Annotated in this window: 25 protein-coding genes and 1 riboswitch; of the genes, 14 read left to right on the top strand and 11 right to left on the bottom strand. The window is 72.1% G+C overall.

Going from position 1 to position 25,886, the window contains the following annotated elements; translation table 11 throughout:
* Window positions 1-26 precede the first annotated feature (26 nt).
* The gene (locus ABZ624_RS01640; RefSeq protein WP_360081562.1) at window positions 27-1,283 is read right to left on the bottom strand and encodes a YncE family protein; all 1,257 of its coding nucleotides are present in this window, start codon (window positions 1,281-1,283) and stop codon (window positions 27-29) included.
* A gap of 151 nt (window positions 1,284-1,434) precedes the next feature.
* On the opposite strand from ABZ624_RS01640, the gene ABZ624_RS01645 reads away from it, so the two are divergent.
* Together ABZ624_RS01645 and ABZ624_RS01650 are read left to right on the top strand one after the other, a co-directional pair.
* On the top strand, window positions 1,435-2,079 hold the full coding sequence (locus tag ABZ624_RS01645; RefSeq protein ID WP_360081563.1) for a TetR family transcriptional regulator: 645 nt from the start codon (window positions 1,435-1,437) through the stop codon (window positions 2,077-2,079).
* A 172-nt stretch (window positions 2,080-2,251) separates the two neighbouring features.
* Window positions 2,252-3,277 carry an alcohol dehydrogenase gene (locus ABZ624_RS01650; RefSeq protein ID WP_360081564.1) on the top strand — a complete coding sequence of 342 codons (1,026 nt, stop codon included), beginning with the start codon at window positions 2,252-2,254 and terminating at the stop codon, window positions 3,275-3,277.
* 55 nt (window positions 3,278-3,332) lie between these two features.
* On the opposite strand, the gene ABZ624_RS01655 is transcribed toward ABZ624_RS01650, so the two are convergent.
* The gene (locus tag ABZ624_RS01655; RefSeq protein WP_360081565.1) at window positions 3,333-3,959 is read right to left on the bottom strand and encodes a hypothetical protein; all 627 of its coding nucleotides are present in this window, start codon (window positions 3,957-3,959) and stop codon (window positions 3,333-3,335) included.
* A gap of 31 nt (window positions 3,960-3,990) precedes the next feature.
* Window positions 3,991-4,485 (bottom strand): hypothetical protein, encoded by a 495-nt coding sequence (locus tag ABZ624_RS01660; protein WP_360081566.1) that lies wholly within the window; start codon window positions 4,483-4,485, stop codon window positions 3,991-3,993.
* Window positions 4,486-4,714: 229 nt separating this feature from the next.
* Here ABZ624_RS01660 and ABZ624_RS01665 point away from each other — a divergent pair, with 229 nt between their 5' ends.
* Window positions 4,715-5,713: a hypothetical protein gene (locus ABZ624_RS01665; RefSeq protein WP_360081567.1), complete on the top strand. Its 999-nt coding sequence runs from the start codon at window positions 4,715-4,717 to the stop codon at window positions 5,711-5,713.
* Between the two features lie 42 nt (window positions 5,714-5,755).
* Here the strand turns inward: ABZ624_RS01665 and ABZ624_RS01670 are convergent, their stop codons facing one another.
* Together ABZ624_RS01670 and ABZ624_RS01675 are read right to left on the bottom strand one after the other, a co-directional pair.
* Window positions 5,756-6,481: a dienelactone hydrolase family protein gene (locus ABZ624_RS01670; RefSeq protein WP_360081568.1), complete on the bottom strand. Its 726-nt coding sequence runs from the start codon at window positions 6,479-6,481 to the stop codon at window positions 5,756-5,758.
* A 135-nt stretch (window positions 6,482-6,616) separates the two neighbouring features.
* Window positions 6,617-7,846: a glycosyltransferase gene (locus tag ABZ624_RS01675; protein ID WP_360082151.1), complete on the bottom strand. Its 1,230-nt coding sequence runs from the start codon at window positions 7,844-7,846 to the stop codon at window positions 6,617-6,619.
* Between the two features lie 678 nt (window positions 7,847-8,524).
* Here ABZ624_RS01675 and ABZ624_RS01680 point away from each other — a divergent pair.
* From ABZ624_RS01680 to ABZ624_RS01695, 4 genes are all read left to right on the top strand, one after another.
* Window positions 8,525-8,890 (top strand): hypothetical protein, encoded by a 366-nt coding sequence (locus ABZ624_RS01680; protein ID WP_360081569.1) that lies wholly within the window; start codon window positions 8,525-8,527, stop codon window positions 8,888-8,890.
* A gap of 502 nt (window positions 8,891-9,392) precedes the next feature.
* The gene (locus ABZ624_RS01685) at window positions 9,393-10,607 is read left to right on the top strand and encodes a cytochrome P450 (RefSeq protein ID WP_360081570.1); all 1,215 of its coding nucleotides are present in this window, start codon (window positions 9,393-9,395) and stop codon (window positions 10,605-10,607) included.
* 228 nt (window positions 10,608-10,835) lie between these two features.
* Entirely contained in the window at window positions 10,836-11,519 is a 684-nt protein-coding gene (locus ABZ624_RS01690; protein WP_360081571.1) for a sigma-70 family RNA polymerase sigma factor, read from the top strand.
* Window positions 11,512-12,534: a CU044_5270 family protein gene (locus ABZ624_RS01695; protein ID WP_360081572.1), complete on the top strand. Its 1,023-nt coding sequence runs from the start codon at window positions 11,512-11,514 to the stop codon at window positions 12,532-12,534. Before ABZ624_RS01690 ends, ABZ624_RS01695 begins: the two co-directional genes overlap by 8 nt.
* A gap of 2 nt (window positions 12,535-12,536) precedes the next feature.
* Here the strand turns inward: ABZ624_RS01695 and ABZ624_RS01700 are convergent, their stop codons facing one another.
* From ABZ624_RS01700 to ABZ624_RS01710, 3 genes are all read right to left on the bottom strand, one after another.
* Window positions 12,537-13,385, bottom strand: coding sequence for a bifunctional 5,10-methylenetetrahydrofolate dehydrogenase/5,10-methenyltetrahydrofolate cyclohydrolase (locus ABZ624_RS01700; protein WP_360081573.1), 849 nt, complete (start codon window positions 13,383-13,385; stop codon window positions 12,537-12,539).
* A 25-nt stretch (window positions 13,386-13,410) separates the two neighbouring features.
* Window positions 13,411-13,491, bottom strand: a riboswitch (ZMP/ZTP riboswitch).
* Window positions 13,492-13,676: 185 nt separating this feature from the next.
* Window positions 13,677-14,045, bottom strand: coding sequence for a nuclear transport factor 2 family protein (locus ABZ624_RS01705; RefSeq protein ID WP_360081574.1), 369 nt, complete (start codon window positions 14,043-14,045; stop codon window positions 13,677-13,679).
* Window positions 14,046-14,161: 116 nt separating this feature from the next.
* A complete protein-coding gene (locus tag ABZ624_RS01710) occupies window positions 14,162-14,935 on the bottom strand; it encodes an acyltransferase domain-containing protein (RefSeq protein WP_360081575.1) in 774 nt (257 codons plus the stop codon).
* A gap of 251 nt (window positions 14,936-15,186) precedes the next feature.
* Between ABZ624_RS01710 and ABZ624_RS01715 the strand changes: the two genes are divergently transcribed.
* The 5 genes from ABZ624_RS01715 to ABZ624_RS01735 all read left to right on the top strand — a co-directional run bounded on the left by ABZ624_RS01715 (window position 15,187) and on the right by ABZ624_RS01735 (window position 18,361).
* Window positions 15,187-16,275 (top strand): S-(hydroxymethyl)mycothiol dehydrogenase, encoded by a 1,089-nt coding sequence (locus ABZ624_RS01715; protein WP_360081576.1) that lies wholly within the window; start codon window positions 15,187-15,189, stop codon window positions 16,273-16,275.
* Window positions 16,275-16,904, top strand: coding sequence for an MBL fold metallo-hydrolase (locus ABZ624_RS01720; RefSeq protein ID WP_360081577.1), 630 nt, complete (start codon window positions 16,275-16,277; stop codon window positions 16,902-16,904). The genes ABZ624_RS01715 and ABZ624_RS01720 overlap by 1 nt, the downstream gene beginning before the upstream one ends.
* Before the next feature lie 130 nt (window positions 16,905-17,034).
* Window positions 17,035-17,268, top strand: coding sequence for a hypothetical protein (locus tag ABZ624_RS01725; RefSeq protein WP_360082177.1), 234 nt, complete (start codon window positions 17,035-17,037; stop codon window positions 17,266-17,268).
* A 113-nt stretch (window positions 17,269-17,381) separates the two neighbouring features.
* Entirely contained in the window at window positions 17,382-18,080 is a 699-nt protein-coding gene (locus ABZ624_RS01730) for a L,D-transpeptidase (protein ID WP_360081578.1), read from the top strand.
* 95 nt (window positions 18,081-18,175) lie between these two features.
* On the top strand, window positions 18,176-18,361 hold the full coding sequence (locus ABZ624_RS01735; RefSeq protein WP_360081579.1) for a hypothetical protein: 186 nt from the start codon (window positions 18,176-18,178) through the stop codon (window positions 18,359-18,361).
* Between the two features lie 86 nt (window positions 18,362-18,447).
* On the opposite strand, the gene ABZ624_RS01740 is transcribed toward ABZ624_RS01735, so the two are convergent.
* Window positions 18,448-19,833 carry a S1 family peptidase gene (locus ABZ624_RS01740; RefSeq protein ID WP_360081580.1) on the bottom strand — a complete coding sequence of 462 codons (1,386 nt, stop codon included), beginning with the start codon at window positions 19,831-19,833 and terminating at the stop codon, window positions 18,448-18,450.
* Window positions 19,834-19,974: 141 nt separating this feature from the next.
* Window positions 19,975-20,805, bottom strand: coding sequence for an SAM-dependent methyltransferase (locus ABZ624_RS01745; protein WP_360081581.1), 831 nt, complete (start codon window positions 20,803-20,805; stop codon window positions 19,975-19,977).
* A 144-nt stretch (window positions 20,806-20,949) separates the two neighbouring features.
* Here ABZ624_RS01745 and ABZ624_RS01750 point away from each other — a divergent pair, with 144 nt between their 5' ends.
* Entirely contained in the window at window positions 20,950-22,128 is a 1,179-nt protein-coding gene (locus tag ABZ624_RS01750; protein ID WP_360081582.1) for an aminotransferase class I/II-fold pyridoxal phosphate-dependent enzyme, read from the top strand.
* Window positions 22,129-22,170: 42 nt separating this feature from the next.
* The gene (locus ABZ624_RS01755) at window positions 22,171-22,557 is read left to right on the top strand and encodes a PPOX class F420-dependent oxidoreductase (protein ID WP_360081583.1); all 387 of its coding nucleotides are present in this window, start codon (window positions 22,171-22,173) and stop codon (window positions 22,555-22,557) included.
* Between the two features lie 21 nt (window positions 22,558-22,578).
* On the opposite strand, the gene ABZ624_RS01760 is transcribed toward ABZ624_RS01755, so the two are convergent.
* Entirely contained in the window at window positions 22,579-25,365 is a 2,787-nt protein-coding gene (locus tag ABZ624_RS01760) for a hypothetical protein (protein ID WP_360081584.1), read from the bottom strand.
* Window positions 25,366-25,886 lie beyond the last annotated feature (521 nt).

A 25,886-nucleotide genomic window follows, 5' to 3' on the forward strand; every position in this document is an offset into this window, starting at 1 on the left:
GGGTCACCCCGGAGGCCGTACGGCGCTCAACTCCGGGCGGGGCCTGTCCAGTCGGCCTGGACGTGCCCCAGCCGGACGCGCTGCGGATGGTCGCCCACCGGGACGGACAGCACCTTCTGTCCGGTGGCGAAGTCGAGGGCCGTGACCTGGTCGGCGCCGGCCTCGGAGATGACGCAGTCCCTGCCGTCGCCGCTCACGGTCGCCCAGTACGGCGTCGACGCGGTGATGAGCGGGCCGACGTCGAAGGACGCCCGGTCGACCACGGTCGCGTAGTCGTCCATCGTCCCGGCGACACACAGCTTGGTGCCCTCGGGGTTCATCGAGATGCCGTGGTGGCGCGAGTCCAGCAGCCAGGTGGTGCGGTCCGGGTTGGTCGCCGGGTTCTCCGGCAGTGTCTTCACCCGGGTGATCCTGTCCGCGGCGACGTCGTACTCCAGGAAGCCGTTGAAGAACGACACCTGGAAGTACAGCTTGGACCAGTCGGGCGTGAAGGCGGCGGGCCGGACGGCGTCGGAGAAGTCCTTCAGCCCGATCGCGTCCAGCCGCTGCCGCATGTCGATGGTCCTGACCTGCTTGAACGTGGTCGCGTCCACGACGGTGAGGTGCCGGTCGCCCTTGGTCCAGTCCCAGCCCGGGGCGTCGAGGGAGGTGGTCACCTCGCCGATGGACATGTTCCAGATGTACCTGCCGCCGTTCGTGAAGAAGTTCTCGTGCGGCTTGTCGCCGGTGCCGAACTCGCCCAGTTCCTTCCCCGTGTCGATGTCCAGCACCTGCACCTTGTTCGCGGTCGAGGCCGACACCGCGACCCGGCTGCCGTCGGGCGAGACCGCCATGTGGTCGGCGCGGTAACCGGCCACCGGAAAGCGCCAGTTGACCTTGTCGGTGGCCAGGTCGATGGAGACGACGTCGGCGAAGCTGGGCCGGGAGACGACCACGTACCTTCCGTCGGGCGTGGAGTACATGTCGTCCACGTACTGGTCGTGTCCCTCGCCGACCTCGTTGCGGACGGCCGTGTAGTAGATCCACTTGATCGGGTCGGCGTCGATCTCCGCCAGCCGCTCGGCCTTGTCCGGGATGACGTTGATCCGGCCGATCTTCGCGAAGTCGCCGGAGGAGCGGATGACGTCGGCGGTGCCGTCCCAGTTGTTGCCGACGAACAGCACCTCGCGCAGGCCGTCGGCCGTGCCGCCCGGGGCGGCGGAGGCGGCGGTGGCCGGGCCGGCGACGGTCAGGGCGAGGGCGGCGGCCACGGAGCACAGGTGCCTGGTTCTGGAGGCAGGCATGACTGCTCTCTTTCCTCGGAAGAGGGGCGGGGAATCTGAACACGTGCGCGTTCACAGTGAACTTACTGAAAAGTAAGGATCGAACCGTCTGCCGGACAAGATGTGTGCACGACAAGATTGGGGGAGCGGTCGGTGGACGGAGGGGGGACACGTGACGGGCAGGCTCAAGGCGCCGACGCGCCGCTACGGCGGCCGGTCCGCCGAGGAACGACAGGCCGAGCGGCGTCGCCGTTTCCTGCACGCGGCCCTGGAACTGTTCGGCGGCAGCCCGGGCTACCGGGGCACGACGATCGCCGCGCTGAGCCAGGCCGCCGGCCTGTCCACCCGCCAGTTCTACGAGGAGTTCCGCACCCTGGAGGACGTCCTCGCCGCGCTGCACCTGGAGGTCAACGGCTGGGCGGAACACGCGGTGCTGGACGCCCTCGCGACGGCGGACGGGCTGCCGCTGGCCGAGCGGGCCGCCGTGCTCTTCCGGGCCTACGCCCGCGACGTCACCTCCGACCCGCGCCGCGTCCGCATCGCCTTCATGGAGATCGTCGGCGTCAGCCCGCGCCTGGAGGAACAGCGCCTGGCCCGCCGGGCCCGCTGGATCGACCTGATCCGCGCCGAGGCGGACGCGGCCGTGCGGCGCGGAGAGGCGGCACCCCGCGACTACCGCCTCGCGGCGACAGCCTTCATCGGCAGTGTCAACGGCCTGCTGCACGACTGGAGCGCCGGCTGGGTGGACGCCACGCTGGACGAGGTGGTGGACGAACTGGTGCGGCTGCTGCTCGGCATGCTCCGGCCGGAGGGCTAGCGTCCCGCGACCGGCTGACCGGCGGCTTGCCGAGCCCATCGACGCAGGTCAGGGCGGTTCCGGGCGGCTCGGCGCGCGCGACGGGCCGGGAGCTGGTCTGCTGGGTGCGGGGGCGTGGTACCCGTGTCCCGGACATCCGGCCGACGCACGCCGACACCTACGGGAGAACCAGATGAGTACCTACCGAGTCGCACAGGTCACGGCCGCGGGCGGCCCGTTCGAGCTGGTCGAGCGGGAGGTGCCCGAGCCCGGTCCCGGTCAGGTGCGGATCGCCGTCGAGGCCTGCGGCATCTGCCACAGTGACGCGCTCTTCGTGAACGCCGCTCTGCCGGGCGTGACCTTCCCGGAGGTCCCCGGGCACGAGATCGCCGGGCGCGTGGAGGCGCTCGGCGAGGGCACGCGGGAAAAGGGCTGGCAGGTCGGCGACCGGGTGGCGGTCGGCTGGTTCGGCGGCAGCTGCGGCCACTGCACGCCCTGCCGCCGGGGCGACTTCATCGTGTGCCCGAACCTGACGGTGCCCGGCTGGGCCTACGACGGCGGCTTCAGTGAGAAGGTGCTCGCGCCGGTCGACGCCCTGGCCCGGATTCCCGACGCGCTGGCGGCGAGCGACGCCGGGCCCATGGCCTGCGCGGGCGTGACCGTCTTCAACGGGCTGCGGCGCAGCTCCGCCCGGTCCGGCGACCGGGTCGCGGTGCTCGGCCTCGGCGGGCTGGGACACCTAGGGGTGCAGTACGCGGTGGCGCTGGGCTACGAGACCGTGGGGATCGCCCGGGGCCCGGAGAAAGCCGACTTCGCCAAGCGGCTGGGCGCCCACCACTATGTCGACAGCACCTCCGGCACGCCGGTCGCCGAGGCCCTGCAGTCCCTCGGCGGTGCGAACGTCGTGCTGGCCACCGCCGGGAACTCCGGGGCCATCACGGCCACCGTGGACGGCCTGGCGCCGCGCGGCGAGTTGGTGGTCATCGGAGCGGACGTCGAGCCGATGGGCATCAACCCGGCCCAGCTGCTCATGGCAGGCCGGGTCGTACGCGGTCACCCGGCCGGCACCTCGCAGGACGTCGAGGACACCATGGCCTTCAGCGCCCTGCACGGAATCCGCCCGATGACCGAGACGGTCCCGCTGGGCGACGCGAACGCGGCCTATCAGAAGATGCTTGCCGGCAAGGCCCGCTTCCGCATGGTGCTGAGCAACGGCTGAGTCCGCACGCCGAAACCCCGTCCGCGATGCGTGGACGGGGCCGGTTGCGTGCCGCCTACACCTGGGCGCCGTAGGGGCGCTGCGGGGGGAGGGGCGGCTTCGCCGACACCTCGTGGCACTTGCAGCCGCACTTCTCGGTGTTGTTCGTGTGCGCCCCGAGTCGTGCCTTCTTCTCCGGGTCCTCGAAGCTGTCCGCGAGGGAGGCCCGAAGCCGGCGGAAGGTCTTGACGTAGGCGCCGTCGAACACCGTGTCCGCCCTGTTCGACTCGGTCAGTTTTTCCTTGATGACGGGGAAGGTGCACACGTACTCGGCTACGTGCGTGTACACCTGTTCGTCCAGCATCTTCAGCGCGACGTCCCGCCGCCCGTCCACTTCCTTGAGGAGCACGTTCCGGCCGGCGTGGAGCTGCTCGAAACGCCACAGCATCGCGAAGTACGCGCGCATGACCTCGCCGCGCTCTGCCCCGTCGGGGTTGATCTCGCGGTTCTGCCAGTGCAGCGACCCCAGGATGTGCCTGTCCTTGGACGCCGATGCGCTGATGAGTTCCGAATGAAGGCCGCGCACGATCTCGAGCCGGGCGTTCAGGCGTGATCTGCGCCAGACGAGAACAGTGACGACCACAGCCGCGACAGCAGCGACGCAGGACCCGACTGGGGCCGCGACCCGAAGCAGCTCACCCATCCGATTCCTCCCTTCTCTCCGGTGCGGCTGGTCAGGGCAGGTAGTGGATCTGTTCCCAGCGGGCGTTGCCCAGGGTTCGGGAGAAGTAGTCGTTGGGACGGCCTGTGGTCCCCGCTCCCGCCGTTGCCGAGGGCAGACGCGGGTCCCGTCGAAGGACGGCGCTGTATCCCTTGAAGACCGCCATCGACATGTGCAGGCAGTTGTTCGTGACGAAGTCGTAGCCCTTGCTGCGGATGGCCTTGTAGGCAGCCTGGGCGTTACGGGCGTTGCCGTCCCGGGTGTAGGTGCAGCGGTAGCGGGCGTAGCCCACGCTCGGGTTGAACGACGCCCGCACGTCCTTCCAGGCACCGCCGTGGATCCACGCTTCGTTCCGGTTGAACGAGCCCCAGATCCAGTGGTCGTTCTCCCCGCGCACCTTGACGGCCCAGGCGACATGGCCCGCCTTGGGCACGGCGGTCGGGGCGTTGAACATGCACACCCGGCCCCAGACGGCCGGCCCTGCCTGTGCGGGAGCAGGAGTCGCCACGACACCCCCTGTCAAGATCGCGACTGCTCCTGCCGTCGACACCGCCGCCTGCGTGAGGCGCCTGCGCATGCTGTTCATCGAACTTCCTTTCGCTCTGTCACCGGTCTCCGGCGCCCGATTGGCGGCCGGACGGCTCGGTGCCCGAAGCTTGGCCCGGCACTTGATGACCTGCACGCTTCGGCGGGCTGGTCATCGAACTGGTCATCAAGCTGTTGAGCGGAGGACTTGGATGGCGAGCGGACAGGGGCGTAAAGAGAGGCCGATCAACCCCGATGACGGCCCCGTGGAGTCTTTCGCCTCGCGGCTCCGGGAGTTGCGTAAGAAGTGCGGGAGCCCCACCTACAAGGAGATGCAGAGACACGCGCCGTACTCGTCCTCGGCTCTGTCCGGCGCGGCCGGCGGACAGGCACCGCCCTCTTTGGCGATCACGCTGGCGTATGTGCGCGCTTGCCTGGAGTACGCGAAGACCGGCAGCGACCAGGTGGCCGCCGCGATCGAGGAGTGGACCGTGCTGCGGCAGGAGCTTGAGGCCGAACTCAAGCCGCCCCCGGGGGCCGACAGTGCCCTTGACGAAGAGCCGGCCAGCGCCCCTCCCTCCGCGTCCTCCGCGCCCCGCGGCTTAAAGGTGCCCGGACGGCGCGGCCGTCAGGGTCTCGCCGTGACCGGCCTGTTGGTCCTGCTGGGCCTGGCTGTGTGGACCGGGAAGAACCTGGCTCGGCCGGGATCAGCGGAGGCCGGTTCCGCCTTTCCGGAGCGGTCCTCCGGCAGCTCGTCCTCCACCCAGGCGCGGGACGAGCAAGCCGGCCAGGTTCAGGTCGACCCCCTCGGGCCGCAGAGCCGTTGCAGTCCTGCCCGTTCCGGAAGCGCCGACGTGTCGCTGCGCGCGTGTGTGAGGGTCGAAGACGAGAGAGTGCTCTTCGCCCTCAAGGTCACCAATCTCGGACCGAAGCCCGTCGAGGTCACCGCGAGGCTGAGCTACGTCCGGGCCGGGCAGTATCACTCATGCCGGAAGGCCGACGGTCTGTGGCACGGCACCGTTCCCGCCCATGACAGCCACGTGACCGAACCGGCAGATTGCGCCGTCGACCGTACGCAAGCTGCCTATCAGGCCGACGGTCTCCTCGCGCTGGGTGACACGCAGAACTGGGTCGCACACCAGCTCTCACCCAACGCACACGCGTACCCGCATGATGTGCGGTGGCGCTGCAGGGGGGATGTCCCCTGCTGATCCCCGCCGCCGAGTGGGGAAGCCCTCGCGGAGCACCTCGTCTCACTGAGTTACGGGCAGGCACTCGGCGAGCAGGTCGACGATGTCGCGCCAGGCTCGCTGCGCGTGCTGCGGGTGGTAGCCGACGCCGGGGCGCACGGTGTGGTCGACCGGCGGGTGGTGGAAGGCGTGCAGGGCTCCGCCGTAGACCACGAGGCGCCAGTCGACGCCCGCCGCCTGCATCTCGGCGGTGAACGCGTCCCGTTGCGCGGGCGGCATGATCGGGTCTTCCGACCCCACCCCGGCCCACACCGGGCAGCGAATGCGCGCCGCCTCGCCCGGTCGGCCCGTGGTCAGTGCGTTGACTGTACCGATCGCGCGCAGGTTGACGCCGTCGCGCCCGAGCTCCAGCCCGATGGCGCCGCCGGTGCCGTAGCCGACGGCGGCGATCCGGTCGGGGTCGGTCCGCGGTTCGGCGCGCAACACGTCGAGCGCCGCGTGGCCGATGCCCCGCATCCGGTCGGGGTCGGCGAGCAGCGGCATGCAACGGGCCAGCATCTCCTCGGGGCCGCCCAGATAGCGCCCGCCGTGGAGGTCGAAGGCCAGCGCCACGTATCCCAGCTCGGCGAGCGCATCGGCTCGGCGGCGCTCGACGTCACTGAGCCCCGGGCCCTCCGGTCCGACCAGCACCGCGGGCCGGCGGTCGACACCGGCCGGGAGCGCGAGGTGCCCGGTCATCGTCAGGCCGTCGGCCGGGTACTCCACCGTGCGCGTCGTAATCGTCGTCATGGGACCGGACGGTAGTGATCGTCGAGCCCGGCCGGTCCGGGTTTCACCGCTGGCAGAACAGCGTGGGCGTGCCACTGAAATGCGGCGATGGCTGCGGACCGACCGCTTGGCCCCGAAGCCGACCCGGCCGGCGCGTCAGCCGCCGAGCCGGTCCAGGGCCGTCAGTATCGGGGCGGCGCCGTCCTCCTCGCGGATGCGTGCGCCCAGCGGTCGCGCCCGCTCCCGGTACGCCGGCTCACGGGTGGCCCGTACCAGGGCGGAGGCCAGGGCGTCCACGGTCATCCGGCGCAGCGGTACGACGTCGGGGGCGACCCCCAGGGCGACCAGCCGGGCGGACCAGAACCCGGCGTCGAACTGCACAGGAACCGGCACGGCCGGCACCCCGGCGCGCAGCCCCGCCGCCGTCGTCCCCGCACCCGCGTGATGGACCACGGCGGCCATCCGCGGGAAGAGCAGCGTGTGCGGCACGTCGCCGATGGTCAGCATGTCGTCGCCGTCCGCCGCGAGCCCGCCCCAGCCGCGCTGGACCACCCCGCGCAGCCCGGCCCGCCGCAGCGCCGCGACCACCTGGGCACTGAGCCGGCCGGCGTCCGGCACGGTGGCGCTGCCCAGGCCGACGAAGACCGGAGCCGGACCGGCGTCGATGAACTCCCGGATCCGGTCGGGCAGTTGCGCCTGGGTGTCGTACGGCCACCAGTAGCCGCTCACCGTGAGGCCCGGCCGCCAGTCACGGGGCCGGGGCACCACCAGGGGGCTGAAACCGTGGTGCACCGGCCAGTGCCGCCGCTCCCGGGCCCGCCGCGCCGCACCGGCCCGCAGCGGCGGCAGCCCGAGCCGGTCGCGCACCCGGGGTACGGTCGCGGCGAAGACATGCTCCACGGCGAGGCTCACCCCGTGTCCGGCGAGCCCATTGGTCGTCCCTCCCCACTGGCCGCCACCGAGCACGGCGGGCGCGAACTCCCGCGTGGGCGCGAGAGGTTGGAGATAGGCACCTATGCTCGGCACGCGCAGTCCCTCGGCGATCGCGTGCCCGAGCGGGGCCAGCGAGGAGGACAGCAACAGCACCTCGGCGTCCCGGGCCGCCGAGAGCAGGTCCTCGGTCATCCGCCCGACCAGCCGTCGCGCCAGGCCCACCACCCGCAGCAGCTTCCCGGCGCCGCTGGCACTGCGGTGCAGACCCCGGCCGCGCGGGGACTCCAGCTCCGCCCGCGGATCGACCGGCAGTGCGTGGAACCGTACACCGGAGCCCGCCACCAGCGGCTCGAAGCGGGCATGGGTGACCAGGGTGACCTCGTGCCCGGCCTGGGCCAGGCGATGGCCCAGCCCGGTGTAGGGGGCCACGTCACCCCGGGATCCCGCCGTCATGATCGCAACGCGCACAACGGCCAGTATGGCCCCGTTCCGCGCCGTACGCGGGCCCAACGACCCGTCTACCACGGCGGGTTCACGTCTGTCCCAGTCGCGTTGACTTCCCGCCGCCGGCTCCAGGGTCGGCCACGGCGTGTTCGGTGGACCGATCTGCATCCGAAATACCGATCGTAGCGGAGTCCGTTCCGCACGCGGAGGCGCCGATGCACCCCCACCCCGTCGCCCGGCCGGCCCCGGCCCGCGCCGCGACGGCCCCGCAAGGGCCTGAAGGCCGGCATCTCACCGACTCCGGCAGGAACGGGTGCGGCTCCTACTCGACCGGCCGCCCCGCCGCCCCCGACGCCGGCAGCGAGGGCCGCTACGACCAGGACATGCCCCAGGTCTCCACGTGGGGCTTCGACTTCGTCAAGGCCGACCGGTGCGGCGGCGACGCCGAGGGACCGGACGTAGGAGCTGTCGATCACCGGAATGGCGGTGCGACGCGGCACGCGACGAGGCTCGCTCCGGGCCCGGCCGGGGTGTGGTGGCGGCCTGCTGTATTGGCATCAGAGACGTCACCGGGTCGGGGGACTGCGCCGCCGTCCGCCGGGCGGGACATCCCGGTTAGGTGTGACTATCACCTCAGGTGACATGGCGACTCCAGACCGTCACCACAGCTGACAGGAGGACCAATCGATGAACCTTGCTCTCAGGCGCCTGCTCGGCGCCGCCGCCGCGGTGGCCACGGGCGCCACGGCTCTGCTCGGCACGGGCGTCGGCGCCGCCGGCGCCACGGACAGTGCGCACTGTGCCCGCGCCGAACGGCCCATATGGATCGACGATCCCAGCCGCAATGTGACCGGCCACGGCTGCAGCATGCCGGAGGACAAGCGCCGCTGGTACACCGTCGAGATCGACACCCTCGTACAGCCCCACTACAGGACGGAGTACCTGAACGAAAGGGCGGATCGGACCGAGACCCTGCATGACAGAACCATCAGATGCCTGGGCTACACCTCCAGCCACGACACGGTGAACTGGTTTGGCTGCGTGCCCGACTGACACACCCGCCGGCGGCTGAACTCGTTGCGTTCCCCGGCGGTGCCCGGGAAGGCCAGTTCGTTGCCCGAAGCGCCTGTTCTGCGAGGCAAGTCGAACTACCGCATATTGGAGCAGGTGGCCTCATTCGTCACCCAGGCGGCAGAGCTGACCGGGCAAGCGCTTTCTCGCATCGCCGCGAAAGCTGCTGAAGAACTCCCCGTCCTATTGGACCGGCCGGCTCCCAGCGGGGCGATCCCCGACACAGCGCCCGCACACGGCCGGCCGAGGACGCCGGGGGGCCGATCGGCGGTGTCTTCGGCACGGTGACGGACAGACATCCGGACGTCGGTGTCCGGTGACATCAGCCCGTCGAACTCCCGCTTGTACAGCTGCCTGGACAACACCTTCAGCCCGCATGCCGCCGCCGCGACCACGCTGGACGGCCGGCACGGGAAAACCCGACACCCTGGAAGTTCGGCGCCCTGCAGGAAGTGACGTGCCCAGGGCGCACAAGGGAGGCTGTATGTCGTTCCACGACCCGACAGTGCTCGACTGCCCCTTCGACTTCGCTCACGCGCTGGAGTTCGACCCCTCGCTGGCCTCGTTGGCGCAGCGCGGTCCGGTCAGCCGGATCCGATTGCCCTACGGCGAGGCCGAGGCGTGGCTGGTGACCAGCTTCGCCGGAGTCCGTCAGGTGACGTGCGATCCGAGGTTCAGCCGGGCGGCGATCATCGGACGCGACTATCCGAGGATGACGCCCGAGCCCATCGTCTCGCCGGAATCGATCAACGTGACGGATCCGCCGCACGTGACCCGGCTGCGGCACGTGGCCGCCCAGGCGTTCACCCGGGAGCGGGTGACCGGCATGCGGCCGGCCGTGGACCGGGTGGTGGCCGGGTTGCTCACAGCGATGGCCGAGGCGGGGCCCCCTGCGGATCTGGTGACCCGTCTGTCGGTTCCGCTGCCCCACCTGACGATCTGTGAGCTGCTCGGCGTCCCCGAGGCCGACCGCGAGCAGCTGCGTGCGTACACCATGCGGCTCCTGGCCACCTCTCCGGACGCTCAGCAGGACGCGGCCGAGGCCAAGGCCTGCCTGCGTACGTACTTCGCCGAACTGGTCCCGGCCCGGCGGAAGACGCCGGGCGAGGACCTGCTCAGCGCGATGGCCACCGCTCCGGTGCCGTCCGGCGAGGAGCCCCTGAGCGACGACGAGTTGGCGGTTCTCGCCGTGACGCTCATCCTCAGCGGCAACGACACCGCGACCTGCCAGATCAGCAACATCATCTACCTGCTGCTGATCCGGTCCGAAGAGCGGGCCGCGCTCGTGCGCGACCCCGACCGGTTCCCCGGCGCGCTGGAAGAGCTCCTGCGGTTCATCCCGTTCCGCAAGGGCGTGGGCATCCCACGGATCGCGCTGGAGGACGTGGAGGTCGAGGGAACCGCCATCAGCGCCGGCGACTACGTGCACGTGTCCTACCTGGCCGCCAACCGCGACCCGTCCGTCTTCCCCGACCCGCACACGCTCGACCTCGAACGGCCGGCGCATCCGCACATGACGTTCGGCTGGGGTGGGCACCACTGTCTTGCCGCACCGCTCGCGCGGGCGGAACTGGAGAGCGCGGTCACCGGCTTGCTTACCCGCTTCCCCCACTTGCGCCTCGACAGCGACCCCGACGACATCCGATGGGACACGGATACCATCCGCCGCTTCCCGCTGAGCCTGCCGGTCACCTGGTGAACCCCGGACGGGCCGACCGACCGACAGGCAGGCCGGCCCGTCTGAGGCGTACTCGGGTCCAGGGGCCGACTGTCGTCTTGGCGGCGTAGCGATGGCCGGCGCGGCTCCGCCGTCGGCCAGATCGATGCCCCGTGTCCGCGCCCCGCCCACCGGTCACACTCGGACGACGCGATGAGCATCACGGAAGAAGGGTGTGACGATCCAGGCGGTGCTGGACACGAACGGAACATGAGCAACGACGAGATCTTCGCCGCTGCCTATCGCGAGCACTACTGGGCGGTCAGCCGTTATGTCGCGCGGCGACTGCCCGGGCGGGCCGACGAGGTGGAGGAAGTGGTGGCGGAGGTGTTCACGGTCGCCTGGCGACGGCGGCGCGACCTGCCGGACGCGCCGCTGCCCTGGTTGTACGGGGTGGCCCGCAACTGCCTGGCGAACGCGGTACGCGGCTACGGCCGCAGGCGACGGCTGGTGGACCGACTGGGCAACGACGAGGCCGCGCGCGGCCGGCACGTCGTGGACAGCCCCGATGCGGAGGGCCCCGGCGCCTGGGTGCACGAGGCGCTGGCCCGGCTGTCCCTGGCGGACCAGGAGGTGCTGCGCCTCACGGCATGGGAGGAACTCGGCACCGACGAGATCGCGGTCGTCCTGGGCTGCGGCACCCGGGCGGCAGCCATGCGTGTGCACCGGGCCCGCAACCGCCTCCGTGTCCAGATCGACCGGATACGCCCCGCATCGGAGGCCGACCGGCCACCGGTCGAGAGGCCGCTGCCGGCCGACGGACGACCCGACACCGTGCACGCCGAGACCACCGACCGTGCGACGCCCGCGCAGGAGCACGGTCACGGCCCGCGCCCGCCACGCGCGGCGAGCGTCCATGGCGCGTACCTCAGCAAGGACCACCGACATGCCTGACGACCTCGAACTCCTGCGTAGCGCCAATCCGGTACGGGCCGACGGCCCTCACTTCGGCGACGGACCGCTCGACCACCGCGCCGAGCGGCATCTCAAGCGGCTGCTGGGCGAGGAACGCCCACCGCGCCGCGTCCGGCTGCTTGCGCCGCTGCACGGTCGTACCCCACGCGCCCGGCTGGCCTGGAGCCTCGCCGCCACCGCCGTCGTCCTGGTGACCGCCCTCACGGCGCTGCTCGGCGGGGCGGGCACTCCGGCGGCCGTCGCCGCGCCGCGCCCGCTTGCCGTCCACGTTCACTCCACCCCCGTACCCCTGAAGGACATGACGGCCCTGGCCGACGCGGCTGCGGCGGACGGCTCGCCGGGCCTGCGCAAAGGGACGCATGTGCAGGTGTGGGCCCTCGGCATGAGCGACGACGAGCCGCCCGTCACACTCCCCGAGGAACGGGTGGTGCGCTGGCGGGCGGACGCCAGCCACACCGAACTCGTCGTGGCGACCGACCCGCGCACACCCGGCCGCCCGGTCCTCACCGACGAGGGCGACGAGCCACGCCTCGTGGCGGACGGCCATGTGCTCAGCCGGACCACCTACCCGCCGAGCTGGAGCGACGCCCCGCCCGAGGCACCCCCGCCGCACACCGCGGCGGCCCTGCGCGCCTACCTCACCGAAATCGCCCGCCCCGGGGTGAACCGCGGCACGGCCCCGCTGAGCACCGTCGAACTCTTCGACGCCGTCGCGGAAATGCTCGACAACTGGACCCTCGGTGCCCACGAGTCGGCCGCTCTCGTCCGGGTGTTCGCGCAGGCCCGCGGGCTGCGGCCGGCCGGGCAGGTGACCGACCGGCTCGGCCGCGCCGGCCAGGCCTACGTGTATGACGCCGGCACCGTCCGGCGCATGCTGATCCTGGAACCGCGCACCGGCGCTGTCCTCGGCATGGAGGCCACCTTCCGCAAGAACGACCCCGAGTACGGCGTGAAGGCCGGGGACGTCATGGGCTACAGCGCCTGGATGCGCTGACCTCAGGCGCCGAGCTGCCGGGCGGCGGCCTCGACGGTCTGCTCCAGCAGCGTGGCGATCGTCATGGGGCCGACACCGCCCGGCACCGGCGTGATCAGCGAGGCCCGTTCCACGGCGGAGTCGAAGTCGACGTCGCCGACGTTCCCCGGGTTGTAGCCGGCGTCGATCACCACGGCGCCCGGCTTGATGTCCTGCCCGCGGATCAGCCGCGGCCGGCCCACCGCGGCGACCACGACGTCCGCCTCCCGGACAGCCGCCGACAGGTCTGCCGTCCGCGAGTGGCAGTACGTCACGGTCGCATCCCGGGCCAGGAGCAGCATGCCCACCGGCTTGCCCAGGATCGCGCTGCGGCCCACGACCACGGCCCGCTTGCCGGCGGGATCGACGCCGTACTCGTCCAGCAGCCGCAGGATGCCGCCGGGCGTGCAGGACACGAAGCCCGGCAGGCCGAAGCTCATCGTGGCGAACGAGGCGAAGGTGACGCCGTCGACGTCCTTCTCCGGTGCGATCGCCTCGAACGCGGCCCGCTCGTCGATGTGCTCGCCGGCCGGGTGCTGGAGCAGGATGCCGTGCACGGCCGGGTCGGCCGACAACTCCCGCAGCGTGCCCACGAGTTCGCCGGTGGTTGTGGTGGCCGGCAGGGCCACGTGCCGGGACTCGATACCGGCCTTGCGGCAGCGGTTCTGCTTCATGCGGACGTAGGTCACGGACGCCGGGTCCTCACCGACGAGCACGGTCGCGAGACAGGGCGCGGTACCGGTCCGTGCCGTGAGGTCGGCGGCCTTCTTCGCGGTCTCCTCGACGATACGGCGGGCGAGGGCGGTGCCGTCCATGAGACGGGCCTGGGTCATGCTGCACACTCCTGAGCTGGATCGACTCTCTTGCCCAGGCGCGCGGCATCCAACACGGACCGCTCCCCGGTGGTACTCCACCTCAGCGCCAGTCACGGCCCGGGAACAGCGTAACCGAGCACCCCTGCGACCTGGATCACGCGTACACAGAACGGCGCGCACGGGCGGACCTGCCGCGGAAGCCGGTCCTGGCCCGCCCGCGCCCGGAAGGTCCAGCTCAGCTGTGAGGTGACCCGGACCCTGGCGAATCTCCTTCCGCCGCCCGTCGAGCCGGTGTGTGCGCCTACTCGTCTACTCGTCCCAGGCCTGGATGAGCAACTGGCTGGCTATCTTGCCGTCACGCAATGTGACCATCGACTCGGCGAGGACCCGGGTGCCGTCCCCGTACTGGCAGGACTCGGTGAACGCGGCGTGGTCGCCCTGCACCACGCACTGGTCCAGCTTGTGCGTCATGTCGCGGCTGTAGATGTCGTCCAGCAACTCGGCGATCTGACCCCGGCCGCGCAGCACGGTGGGGCGGCTGGGCTGGTGGTTGTGGTCGACGATGCGGATCTCGGCGTCGTCGGCGTAGAGCGACAGAAGGGTGTTCCCGGTGTTCCCTTCTATGCCCCGGCGCAGTGCCTCGGTGTCGAAGGCGGAACCTGTCGCGGCGGTGCCCATGGTGACCTCCTTCGGGCGCCCGCGGCCCGGCGGGGCGCGGACCACGCGGACCCCCACCCTTCGAGGCTCCTCCGGCCCGGCGGCCACGGCAAGCGCAGACCTATGCCTCCGCCCGGTCAGGAGCCTTGTGGGCCCGCGCTCGGTCCCGACCGCAGCAGCGCCCAGTCCCGGCACAGCGCGAAGGCCGCGGCCGTACCGTCCGTGAGGCAGTCCGTGAGCAGCCGGGTGAGCTGGTCCGCGGGGCCCAGTTCCAGCCAGGTGCGGACCCCGTCGCGGCGCAGCAGGCCGACGGTGTCCGCGAGGCGCAGCGGGGCGCGCCGCACCCAGAACTCCGGGTCGGCGGTCTCGGCACCCACGGGGCGGGCCGTGACGTCGCAGACCAGGGGGAGGCGCGGCACACGCGGGTGGAGCGTGGCGAGCGTACGGCCGTAGGCGGCGAGGACGCCGTCCGGCCGGGCGGCGCGCGGCCCCTGCACCGGCAGGCCGCCCAGCAGGCGGGAAAGGGCGCCGACCGCGTGACAGGCCTCCGCCAGGGAGAACACACCCGCGGCGTACGCGGCGGCCATCCGCCCGGACGCGTGCCCGAACACCACGTCCGGCCGGACGCCCCAGCTGTGCAGCAGCCGGTACTGCGCCGCCTGGATGGCGAAGACCGCCGGCCCCGCGAACGACTCCCGGTCCAGCAGCGCGGCCGTACGCGTGCCGTCGGCCGCGGACAGCACGCATTCCAGCGGGAGTTCGAGATACGGATCGAGGCGCGCGCAGATCTCGTCGAGGGCGTCGGCGAACACCGGGAACATGTCCCGGAGTTCACGCGCCGTACCGGGCCGCGAGGCGGCGCCGGCCGAGAACAGGAATGCGGTACGTCCAGTGCGGCCGTCGAGGGACATGCCCCCATTGAGGCACGCCCGGGTCCGGTGCACACACCAGGCAAACTCCCGCAGCCTGCAAAAAGATTGCCATCATAGAATGACGTTATTCGGTCAAATTCTTACGTAATTCGAATCGTTGCCGCGAAGTGAGGACCCGGTCCGTTCGTCCGGCGGCCGGAAAGATCCACGATCGCCGCCGTGGTCCGTCCCGCTGCCGTTCGGTCGCGCGTAGGGTCGGCGGGGAATGCAACCGAGGAAGGGGTCAGACCATGGCGCAGGAAGTGCGCGGCGTGATCGCACCGGGGAAGGACGAGCCCGTACGGGTCGAGACGATCGTGGTGCCGGATCCGGGACCCGGCGAGGCCGTGGTGCGCGTGCAGGCCTGCGGAGTCTGTCATACCGACCTGCACTACAAGCAGGGCGGCATCTCGGACGACTTCCCCTTCCTGCTCGGCCACGAGGCCGCCGGTGTCGTGGAGTCGGTCGGCGAGGATGTGACCGATGTGGCACCCGGAGACTTCGTCGTCCTCAACTGGCGTGCCGTGTGCGGGAACTGCCGGGCGTGTCTGCGCGGCCGGCCCTGGTACTGCTTCAACACCCACAACGCTCGGCAGAAGATGACCCTCGCCGCCACCGGGCAGGAGCTCTCCCCGGCCCTCGGCATCGGCGCGTTCGCCGAGAAGACCCTCGTCGCCGCCGGCCAGTGCACCAAGGTCGACCCGGCCGTCTCCCCGGCGGTCGCCGGCCTGCTGGGCTGCGGCGTGATGGCCGGCATCGGCGCGGCGATCAACACGGGGGGCGTCGGAAGGGGCGACTCCGTCGCGGTCATCGGATGCGGCGGCGTCGGCGACGCGGCCATCGCCGGATCGCACCTCGCCGGTGCGGCGAGGATCATCGCCGTGGACATCGACGACCGCAAGCTGGACAAGGCCCGCACCCTGGGCGCCACGCACACCGTCAACTCCAAGGAGAGCGACCCGGTCGAGGCGATCCGCGAGCTGACCGGCGGCTTCGGCGCCGACGTCGTCATCGAGGCCGTCGGCCGTCCGGAGACCTACCGGCAGGCCTTCTACGCCCGTGACCTCGCCGGCACCGTCGTCCTCGTCGGGGTTCCCACCCCCGAGATGAAACTCGAACTGCCCCTGCTGGACGTCTTCGGACGCGGCGGTGCCCTGAAGTCCAGCTGGTACGGCGACTGCCTGCCCTCCCGTGACTTCCCCATGCTGATCGACCTGCACCTGCAGGGCCGGCTGCCGCTCGACGCGTTCGTCACCGAGACCGTCCAACTGGACGAGGTGGAGAAGGCGTTCGAGCGGATGCACCACGGCGACGTGCTGCGTTCGGTGGTGGTGCTCTGATGACCGTACGCATCGAACGACTCGTCACCTCCGGGCAGTTCAGCCTCGACGGCGGCACCTGGGACGTCGAGAACAACGTGTGGATCGTCGGCGACGAACGGGAGGTGATCGTCATCGACGCCGCCCATGACGCCGAGGCCATCGCCCGCGCCGTCGACGACCGGCGGCTGATCGCCATCGTGTGCACGCACGCCCACAACGACCACGTCAACGCCGCACCGGCGCTCGCCGACCGCACCGGCGCCACCATCTGGCTGCACACCGACGACCTGCCACTGTGGAAACAGACCCACCCCGACCGCGACCCCGACCGGCATCTCCTCGACGGCCAGGTCATCGAGGCGGCCGGCGCCGACCTGACCGTGCTCCACACCCCCGGCCACGCCCCCGGCGCCGTCTGCCTGTACGACCCCGGGCTCGGCACCGTCTTCACCGGCGACACCCTCTTCCGGGGCGGCCCCGGCGCCACCGGACGCTCCTACTCCCACTTCCCGACGATCATCGACTCCATCCGCGGCCGGCTCCTCACCCTCCCCCCGGAGACCAAGGTCCTCACCGGGCACGGGGACGCCACCACCATCGGTGCCGAGGCGCCTCACCTGGAGGAATGGATCCGGCGCGGCCACTGAGAACGCGCCGGAAGTCCCGACAGGAGCGCGGTTCCGCGCGGCAGACCGATCAGCCGGTACCCGCGCAGGACCGCCGGCGGACGGCATCGGCGCGTTCGTACTCGACGAGCAGGGGTGTCCGGGCACGGCCGTGGCCTGGACGTCACCGGCGCCCGTCACTGGCGCCCTCGGCCAGGACCGCGACACCGTCTTCGGCGCCGGCCTCACCGGCGTACGGCTGTGCGCGGACGACCTCGGCTGGCCCTTCGGCTCGGGCGCGCCGCTGTACGGCCGCGGCCAGGACCTGCTGCTGGCCGCCTACGGCCGCGGACTCCCCGCCGGGCGGCTGCGCGGTGACGAAGTTCACCGTTTCGTCACAGCCTGACCGGAACCACAACCCCCACGCCTCCGCGCAGGTCTAGGAGTCCGGCATTGCGGGAATCGCGCAGGGAGGCACCCGGGGCAGGCCCCGGGCGACAAGGGGAGAAGAAGATGCGCATGGGGGATGTACGCGGACGAGGTGTCGCCGCGCTCGGCGTCACGGGACTGGTGGCGCCGCTCACGCTGGCCCTCACCGCGGCGGCACCGGCCCAGGCCGCGAGCTGCACCACGCAGGCGGGGCCGTACCAGAAGCAGGTGGAGAGGTTCCTCGGCCGGCCGGTCGACGGCAAGCAGTCCGCCGCCGACTGCACGGCCATCCAGGCCTTCCAGAACAGGCACGGCATCACGCCCGCCATCGGCTACGCCGGACCGGTCACCTGGGGCGTGGTGGACCTCATGAACAGGCAGAAGGCCGCCGGGAACAACCCCGGCAAGGACGGCGCGTGCCCGGTGAACAAGGGCCGGATCGCCTGCGTGAACCTCACACTCCAGCTCAGCTGGGTCCAGGACGGCAAGAAGCTCGTCTACGGCCCGGTTCCCGTGCGCACCGGCCGCAAGGGCTACACCACCCGCACCGGCCTGAAGAAGATCTACTGGCGGGACATCGACCACGTCTCGAACCTCTACGACGTGCCGATGCCCTACAGCCAGTTCTTCGACGGCGGCCAGGCCTTCCACTCGGTCAACCTGAGCATGTGGAACCCGCCGGGCTCGCACGGCTGCGTCAACATGACCACCAAGGACGCCAAGGCGTACTGGTCGCTGCTGAGGTCGGGCGACGACGTCTTCGTCTACGGCCGCAAGCCGGGCACCTGAGCAGTCAGGGTTGACAGATTGACGTGATGAGCAACACGGTCCGGAATGTCCGTATCGGGTGTCCTTGCTCACAGCGTCTTCACGTCGACCGGCATATGCTTCACAGCATGTCCACCACTCTTGAAGCCGCCACCGAGCGATCGGCCGCGGAGGTCAACGAGGAGATCAGGGCCCTGTGGCGCCGGTCGGGCGGGACACTGACCACCGAGCAGCGCACGGAGTACCAGCGCCTCGTGATGGAGTGGGCCGCCGCGACCCCGAGGTCGCACCGGGCGGCCTGACCGACCTCGCGCGGACCGCACCGAAATCCACCCAGGGCACCCGTGAGCACACGGGTGCCCTTCGCGTAGCACCCCCCGGGCTTTCCTCAGCCCCAGGTCGCCGAGTAGTACCGCTGATACGCCTTGCGGTCCTGCTCCGCCCGGATGTAGCGGGTCGCGACCAGCGCGATCAGACTGCCCGCGATCACCAGCAGCCCGGGACCGACGTTCCGGGTGTCCGTCAGCCGAGCCAGGAGCGTCTGCCCCGCCGTGCCCGTCACCGGTGCCGAGGAGCCGGGCGAGGCCGCGTTCGGTGCGACCGCGCCCTGTGCGGCCGGGGCGGACGGCGCGGGGGAGGAGGAGCCCTGCCGGGCGGCGCCGCCGGCGTTCTGCGCGGACACGATGAGCTTGACGTTCAGCGCCGCCATCGCCTTCGTCACCGGCTGGAAGAACGTCGTCCCGCCTGTCCTGCAGTCACCGCTGCCACCCGAGGTGACACCGAGCGCGATCCCGTCGGAGAACAGCGGTCCGCCGCTGTCGCCGGGCTCGGCGCACACATTGGTCTCGACGAGTCCGGTGACCGTGCCCTCGGGATAGTTGACGGTCGCGTTCAGCGCGGTGACCGTCCCGTCGTGCAGGCCGCTGGTGCTGCCGCTGCGGAACACCCGCTGTCCCACCGCCGCATCGGCGACACCCGTGATCCGCACCCCGTTGCCGCCGCCGATCGCGACGACGTCGGCGCCGTCCCCGGCCTTGCCGGAGGCGTACTGCACGAGCGAGAAGTCGGTGCCGGGGAAGGCGCTGCTCACCGTCCGGCCCAGCTGCTGGTTGCCCTGGTTGTCGGCGAACCAGGTGGATCCCGCGGGCCCGCAGTGACCGGCGGTGAGAATGAAGTCGCTCTGCCCGTTGGTCACATTGAACCCCGCCGAGCAGCGGCCACCGGTCGACAGGATCGGCTGCGCACCGTTCAGCCGTGTGGTGAACGTGCCCTTCATGCGCTCCATCCGCACGAAGCCGCCGATCCTCGCGGCGACGTGGCTCATCCGGGACCAGTCACCGGCGGACACCGTGCTGTCCGCGCGCACCACGACCCGGTTGGTGCGGTAGTCCACCGCCCACGCGGTACCCGCCACGCGCGGCGCCGCACGCAACGCGGCCGTGGCCGACTTCAGTTCGTTCATGCTGTGCGACACGACCTTCGCCGCTGCTCCCGCGCGCCGTACCTCCCGCGCCGCCGCCTCGTCGGTCACCGCCACGACCGGCCGGCCGTCGGCGCCGATCCAGTTGCCCGCCGTCCGCGCCGTGCCGAGCCGCGCCACCAGCGCGGCGCCGGGGTCCGCACCGCCGGTGACCGAGGCGAAGGGTCTGGCGGCGGCCGGAGGCGTCTCGCTCGCCATGGCCGCCTGGGCGACCATCGCTCCCCCCAGGAGGAGTCCGCCGACCGCCACCAGGCGTGTCACCCGCCTGACGATCCGTCGTCGTGCGTGCCGCATGCAGGGCTCCCGAAGCCGAACCGAACGCGCCCCGCCGGTCAACGGCGGCGCGAGGCCCTCGGGTCGTCGAGAGCCCGCACCTCCATACGCGGCCCGCGGCCGAGGCGTTCACCGCCGGCCGGGACGTCCACTGCCCGGACTTCAGTTCTTGCGGGCCACCCCGCCGAACATCGCGACCTCCTCCGGCTCGGCCCCGTGGTCGTGCTCGGGGCGCCAGCGCGAGCAGGACACGACACCCGGCTCCAGCAGCTCCAGACCGTCGAAGAACCGGGCCACGTCCTCGGGGGTGCGCTGGGTCAGCTTCGGTGTGCCGTGCTCGTTCCAGAACCTCACCGCCTCGTCCACGTCCGGCATCGACGGGTGGGTGACGGTGTGCGACAGCACCAGGTGACTTCCCGCCGGCAGCCGGTCCGTCAACTGCCGCACCAGACCGTACGGATCCTCGTCGTCGCCGATGAAGATGACCACACCGAGCAGCATCAGCGCCACCGGCTCACTGAAGTCCAGTGTCCTCGCAGCGTGTTCGAGGATCGCGTCGACGTTGCGCAGATCCTCGTCCAGATAGTCCGTACGGCCCTCAGGTGTGCTCGTCAGCAGGGCACGCGCATGGGCGAGGACCAGCGGGTCGTTGTCGACGTACACGATCCGCGACTCGGGCGCGACGCGCTGGGCGACCTCGTGCGTGTTGTCGGCGGTGGGCAGCCCGGTGCCGATGTCCAGGAACTGCCGGATGCCGGCCTCACCGGCCAGGTGGCGCACGGCCCGGCCGAGGAACAGCCGGTCGGCGCGCGCGTACTCGCCGATGCCCGGGTGCAGTTGGCGGATCTGGTCGCCGGCCGCGCGGTCGACCTCGTAGTTGTCCTTGCCGCCGAGCCAGTAGTTCCAGATCCGGGCGGTGTGCGGCTGGCTGGTGGTGATACGGGCACGCAGCGACACGGCCACGTCGTCGGTGGCTGCCGGGTTGTCGGTCACGTGGGTCAGCTCCTGGATGCGGATGAGATGCCTGACGAGGGATACACCGTGCAAGACGCAATCTAGACGCCCGAGTTGATCTCCGCCGCACGTCCCCGGATTTCCGCCCGTGCCCCCTGCCCCCGCAGCGCCTATCGTGAGCCCATGACCGGCATCCCGCACGACACTCCGGGCGAAGGCGACCCGCTGCGCGCCCTCGGCCTGGAGCAGCTGCGCCGTCGTACGAGCATGAAGTGGCGCACCTACCCCGAGGACGTGCTGCCGCTGTGGGTGGCCGAGATGGACGTACCGCTCGCCGAGCCCGTGGTCCGCGCCGTGAGCGACGCGCTCACCCTCGGCGACACCGGGTACCCGGCCGGCACCGCCTACGCCGAGGCGCTGGCCGCGTTCGCCGCCGCACGCTGGAACTGGGACGGGATGGCCGTCGAGCGCACCGCGATCGTTCCGGACGTGATGCTCGGCGTGGTCGAGATGATCAAACTGGTCACCGGGCCCGGCGATCCCGTGATCGTCAACCCGCCGGTGTATCCGCCGTTCTTCCAGTTCATCACCCACATGGACCGCCGGGTGGTCGAAGCCCCGCTCGGCGCCGGTCTGCGGATCGACCCGGCCGCGCTGGAGGAGGCGTTCCGGCGGGCGACCGCCGGTTCCGGCCGTGCCGCCTTCCTGCTGTGCAGCCCGCACAACCCCACCGGCACCGTCCACACCGCCGCCGAACTGACGGCCGTCGCCGCCCTCGCCGAACGGTACGGCGTCCGGGTGGTCGCGGACGAGATCCACGCCCCGCTCGTCACGCCCGGCGTCCCCTTCGTGCCGTACCTGAGCGTCCCCGGAGCCGAGAGCGGGCTGTCCCTGATGTCGGCCTCCAAGGGCTGGAACCTGGCCGGTCTCAAGGCCGCGCTCGCCCTCGCCGGCCCGAAGGCAGCCGCCGACCTCGCCCGGCTTCCCGAGGAGGTCGGCCACGGCCCCAGCCACATCGGCGTCATCGCCCACACGGCCGCCCTGCGCGAGGGCACCCGCTGGCTGGACGCCCTGCTGGCCGGGCTGCACGCCAACCGGAACCTGCTCGCCGCCCTGCTCACCGAGCACCTGCCCGCGATCCGCCCGCAGCCCGCCGAGGCCACCTTCCTGGCCTGGCTCGACTGCCGCGCCCTCGGCCTGGGCGACGACCCCGCACAGGTCTTCCTCGACCGCGGCCGGGTCGCCCTCAGCTCGGGCCCGCCCTTCGGCACCGGCGGCGCGGGGCACGTACGGCTGAACCTGGCCACCTCGCCTGAGATCCTCACCGAGGGCGTACGGCGCATGGCGGCGGCCCTGACGTGACCGGGCCGGTCCGGAACGCGCCGGCCTCCTAGACTGCCGGGCATGGACGACACGCGGCTGGACCGGCTCGGCTCCGGCAAGTACCTGCTGGTGACCAGTTACCGCAAGAACGGCACCCCGGTCGCCACCCCGGTGTGGGTGGTCCGCGACGGTGCCGGCCTCGGCGTGTGGACGGCCGCCGACAGCTTCAAGGTCAAGCGGATCCGGCGCCGCCCGGACGTCCTCGTCGGCCCCTGCGACCTGCGCGGCAACCCCACCGGCGACCAGCTGCCGGGCACCGCGGAGATCACGGACCCCGCCACCACGGCCCGCTACCGGGACCTCATCGCCCGCAAGTACGGCATCGTCGGCCGCCTCACGCTGCTCGGCAGCAGGCTGCGGCGCGGCCTGGACGGCACGGTCGGCATCCGGGTGACCCTCACCGAGTGAGGGCCACCCGCATCCGGCCCGCTACGACGCGTCCAGCACCGATCCGGACAGCACCAGCCCGTCGGGGCGCGGCTCACCGGTCTGCATGTCGACCTGCTGGAACCGCACCGACTCCGCCTGCTCCCTCACCCCGTCCGTGACCGTCGGCACGGTGATGTCCGCGCTCGTCCGCCCCGCCGGGATGCCGACCCACAGGGTGAGACCGCCGACCTTCGACAGCGGCCGCTCCGGGTCGGGCTTCGCCCCGGAGGTCTCCTGCAGCCAGCGCGCCGGGACGTCCTTCGTGGACAGCTCCGGCGCGGTGGCCGGCACCACCGCGAACATCGCGCTCATGTCGACGTCGACCGCCTGCGACAGGGACAGCCGCCACTTCAGGGACTGCCCCTCCGTGACCCGGCCGGCGACCGGCGTGACGGTCATCGCCGGAGCCGGGTCGTCGTCGTGGACGGTGATCCCGCCCCGGTAGGAGCCGACGACCGCACCGTGGACCGCCTTGACCAGGACGTCGTACGACACGTCCGTGCCGTAGCGCGTGTTGCCCTTCACCTCGACCGGTACGTCGATGTCGTGGCCGCCGGGGTGCACCGTCACCAGCCGGTCCTTCGCCTTCCCGGTGGCCGGGTCGACGACGTACACCCGGACCTGCCCGCTGCCGCGGCCCGACACCCGGACCGGAACGCGATAGGTGCGTACGCCCGAGTCGCCCTCGGCCACCGTGCGGCGGCCGACGTCCACACGGGGCAGCGCCGCCGCCCGCGCCGCGGGTGTCCCCGGCCGCCAGCGCCACGCGTCCATCAGCCAGGCCTGCCCGGACGCCGAACGCGCCGTCAGTTCCATCGACTTGACCGAGCCGAGCTTGAGTCCGGCGCGGGTGGCAGCCGTCAGCGGCACCCGGAACTCGCGCGCCCAGTAGGACGTCGTCCGCTCGCTGCCGGGCAGCCCGTCGGCGCTGATGCGGCCCAGCCTCGCCGTACGGCCGGAGGCGTCGGTGAGGGACACGTCCAGCCGCGTGCCCCGGGAGTTCGGCGGCACGAACAGCCGCAGCGCCAGCGCCTTGGCGCCGGACAGCGACAGGGGCCGCTTCAGGCTGACGCGTGCCGGGGCACCGGCGCGCGTCCAGCGCAGCGCGATCGCCTGCCGGCCGGTCTCCCGGTCGGTCTCCCACCGCGCGAAGTGCGGCGACGCGCCCTTGGCGCCCTGCCCCATGCAGGCCTTGGCCGGGCTGGGATCCACCGCGTCGCACAGCCGGGCGCCGGTCACCGTCAGCCCGCCGTCGGGAAGGAACCCGGCACCACGGCGCCCGCCCACCGCGTGGCTGAGCACCCGCGCCGGGTCCGCGGACGGGGCGCGCTTCCCGGAGCCGTCCAGCAGCGGCCGCACCCGGTCGTCGCCGGCGAGGAACAGCCGCGCGGCGGCCGCGATGTATGTCGAGCCGGCCCGGTGCTGCTGGTCGGCGGTGAGCCGGGTCGCCGCGTGCTTGCCGCAGACCGGGTCCGGGTGGTCCGGGTCGTCGGAGAAGTCGTCCTCGGCGGGCGCCGCGGCCTGGCCCGGCGTCCACTCGGAGTTGAAGAAGTTGTGGTCGGCGCCGATGACGTACACGGCACTGTGCAGCGCGCTGCCGTTGCTGACCGCGCGGGTGCCGTCGACGTAGACCTGGCCCTGCAGGTCGGAGACGTCACCGTCGCAGCCGGGCAGGATCGTCACGGACGGCACGTCGGGCACCGGGTTCTGACCGAAGACGGTGGGACCGATGAGGACCGTGCCTCGGATGGTCCAGCGGACCGGGCCGTGGTAGGCGTCCTGGTCGGCGGGCGGTGGATACAGACTGTCCAGGGCCGCCCGGTCGACGCCCTCGCCGCCCCGGGAGTGCCCGACGAGCAGCACGCGCGACAGGTCGGCGCGGGGCGAGAGGCGTACGGCCGGCGGGGCGGTCCCGGGGTGCGCGGCCCAGTCGGCCCAGCGCGCCAGGTGCAGCCGCACCAGCGAGGAACGGGCCTGCGCGCCGCTGTCCTCGGCGGCGTCGTCCTGGCCGTTGATCCCGTCGGCGGAGACCGAGACGGTCACATAGCCCTGGGAGGCGAGGAGTCTCTGGTCGCGCAGGTAACCGCGGTGGCTCGGCACGGGCTCCATGCCGGCCTTGCACGGCCAGTCGCCGGTGATCTCCTGGCCCTTGTAGCAGGTGAAGTGGCGGCCGTGCAGGAACAGCGCGAGCGGACGCCGGCCGGACGCGCCGACGGGGGCGACGACCACCCCGCGCATCTCCACCGGCGCCGAGAGGCCCGGCAGCTTCACCGGCTTCAGGCTGTACTCGCCGGTCCGGGTCCGGTACGGACCGGGCTTGCCGGGATCGACCTCGTTCGCGGGCAGCGGGGCCGGTGGCCGGGGCGCGGACGAGGCCCCGGGCGTGTCGTGCGCGCCGGTGGCGGTCCGCGCGTCCAACCGGCGTCCACCGGACCACACTTGCAGTCCCGCCGGCCCCCGCAGCCCCGTGGCCTGGCGGCCGTCCAGCGGCATCCGGAAGGTACGCCCGTCGGGGTCGGGCCGTGGCACTCCCCACAGCCGCCCGTCCGACCGGAATTCGACCCGGGCGTCACCCATCGGCACCGGCCGGTCCGACCGCCACACCAGCTGCGGCGCCGACCGGCCGCCGGCGATCCGCCACCCCGGTGGCAGCGTTCCGTCCTCCGAGGAGGTCAACGCGCCTGGTCCTGACGGTGGTTGAGCCTGGGCTACTGCCGCCCCTGGGGATGCCCCCGCCACCGCGAGCAACGCGGCGGCGGTCACCCATATGCGCCGGGCACGGACCACTGTTCCTCCTTCAGCCCCCGACCTCGGGCGTCCCGTCCGTCCCGGGAGCCCCTCGTCCCCGGAGGACGGAAGGGGCAGTCTGTGGGTTGCCTGTGAAGGACACGTGATCGATCACATCGGGCCACTACGCCAACGGCGGCCGGACTTGGTCCAGTTGCGCGGGAGGCCGCCCGGTGGCGATCTCGGCCGCGACCAGCCGGCCGATCGCCGGAGCCGGCGTGACGGCGGAGTGTGCGACCATCACGTGCACCGAGCCGATGCGCCACCTCGTGGGCGAGCGTGGCACCGATGTCCCTGCGGTCAGCGGCCCGGTCAGCGGCCCAGCAGCGGCCCACCGGCGGCCATCGGCCGCCCGGCGACCCGTGAGCCGATGACCCGGCATGCCTCCGCTCCGGCGAAGGCGGCCGGCAGGTGGGCGAGTGCCGTTTCCTCCGGCCGGCACGACGGTGGACGCCGGGAGGAACCCGGCCGGACAGCCCACGCCCGTCACCGGGTCCCCGGCGACCCGAGGGACACCCCGG

The sequence above is a fragment of the Streptomyces sp. NPDC007205 genome (genome assembly GCF_040634095.1).
In the GTDB taxonomy this organism is placed as follows: domain Bacteria; phylum Actinomycetota; class Actinomycetes; order Streptomycetales; family Streptomycetaceae; genus Streptomyces.

Bases quoted from the DNA above. Each gene is read 5' to 3' on its own strand.
- ABZ624_RS01750 (WP_360081582.1), top strand. From the start codon at position 20,950: ATGACCGGCATCCCGCACGACACTCCGGGCGAAGGCGACCCGCTGCGC.
- ABZ624_RS01655 (WP_360081565.1), bottom strand. From the start codon at position 3,959: ATGGGTGAGCTGCTTCGGGTCGCGGCCCCAGTCGGGTCCTGCGTCGCT.
- ABZ624_RS01705 (WP_360081574.1), bottom strand. From the start codon at position 14,045: ATGGGCACCGCCGCGACAGGTTCCGCCTTCGACACCGAGGCACTGCGC.
- ABZ624_RS01640 (WP_360081562.1), bottom strand. From the start codon at position 1,283: ATGCCTGCCTCCAGAACCAGGCACCTGTGCTCCGTGGCCGCCGCCCTC.
- ABZ624_RS01755 (WP_360081583.1), top strand. From the start codon at position 22,171: ATGGACGACACGCGGCTGGACCGGCTCGGCTCCGGCAAGTACCTGCTG.
- ABZ624_RS01740 (WP_360081580.1), bottom strand. From the start codon at position 19,833: ATGCGGCACGCACGACGACGGATCGTCAGGCGGGTGACACGCCTGGTG.
- ABZ624_RS01735 (WP_360081579.1), top strand. From the start codon at position 18,176: ATGCTTCACAGCATGTCCACCACTCTTGAAGCCGCCACCGAGCGATCG.
- ABZ624_RS01680 (WP_360081569.1), top strand. From the start codon at position 8,525: ATGAACCTTGCTCTCAGGCGCCTGCTCGGCGCCGCCGCCGCGGTGGCC.
- ABZ624_RS01695 (WP_360081572.1), top strand. From the start codon at position 11,512: ATGCCTGACGACCTCGAACTCCTGCGTAGCGCCAATCCGGTACGGGCC.
- ABZ624_RS01720 (WP_360081577.1), top strand. From the start codon at position 16,275: ATGACCGTACGCATCGAACGACTCGTCACCTCCGGGCAGTTCAGCCTC.
- ABZ624_RS01670 (WP_360081568.1), bottom strand. From the start codon at position 6,481: ATGACGACGATTACGACGCGCACGGTGGAGTACCCGGCCGACGGCCTG.
- ABZ624_RS01715 (WP_360081576.1), top strand. From the start codon at position 15,187: ATGGCGCAGGAAGTGCGCGGCGTGATCGCACCGGGGAAGGACGAGCCC.
- ABZ624_RS01685 (WP_360081570.1), top strand. From the start codon at position 9,393: ATGTCGTTCCACGACCCGACAGTGCTCGACTGCCCCTTCGACTTCGCT.
- ABZ624_RS01700 (WP_360081573.1), bottom strand. From the start codon at position 13,385: ATGACCCAGGCCCGTCTCATGGACGGCACCGCCCTCGCCCGCCGTATC.
- ABZ624_RS01710 (WP_360081575.1), bottom strand. From the start codon at position 14,935: ATGTCCCTCGACGGCCGCACTGGACGTACCGCATTCCTGTTCTCGGCC.
- ABZ624_RS01650 (WP_360081564.1), top strand. From the start codon at position 2,252: ATGAGTACCTACCGAGTCGCACAGGTCACGGCCGCGGGCGGCCCGTTC.
- ABZ624_RS01730 (WP_360081578.1), top strand. From the start codon at position 17,382: ATGGGGGATGTACGCGGACGAGGTGTCGCCGCGCTCGGCGTCACGGGA.
- ABZ624_RS01675 (WP_360082151.1), bottom strand. From the start codon at position 7,846: ATGACGGCGGGATCCCGGGGTGACGTGGCCCCCTACACCGGGCTGGGC.
- ABZ624_RS01665 (WP_360081567.1), top strand. From the start codon at position 4,715: ATGGCGAGCGGACAGGGGCGTAAAGAGAGGCCGATCAACCCCGATGAC.
- ABZ624_RS01690 (WP_360081571.1), top strand. From the start codon at position 10,836: ATGAGCAACGACGAGATCTTCGCCGCTGCCTATCGCGAGCACTACTGG.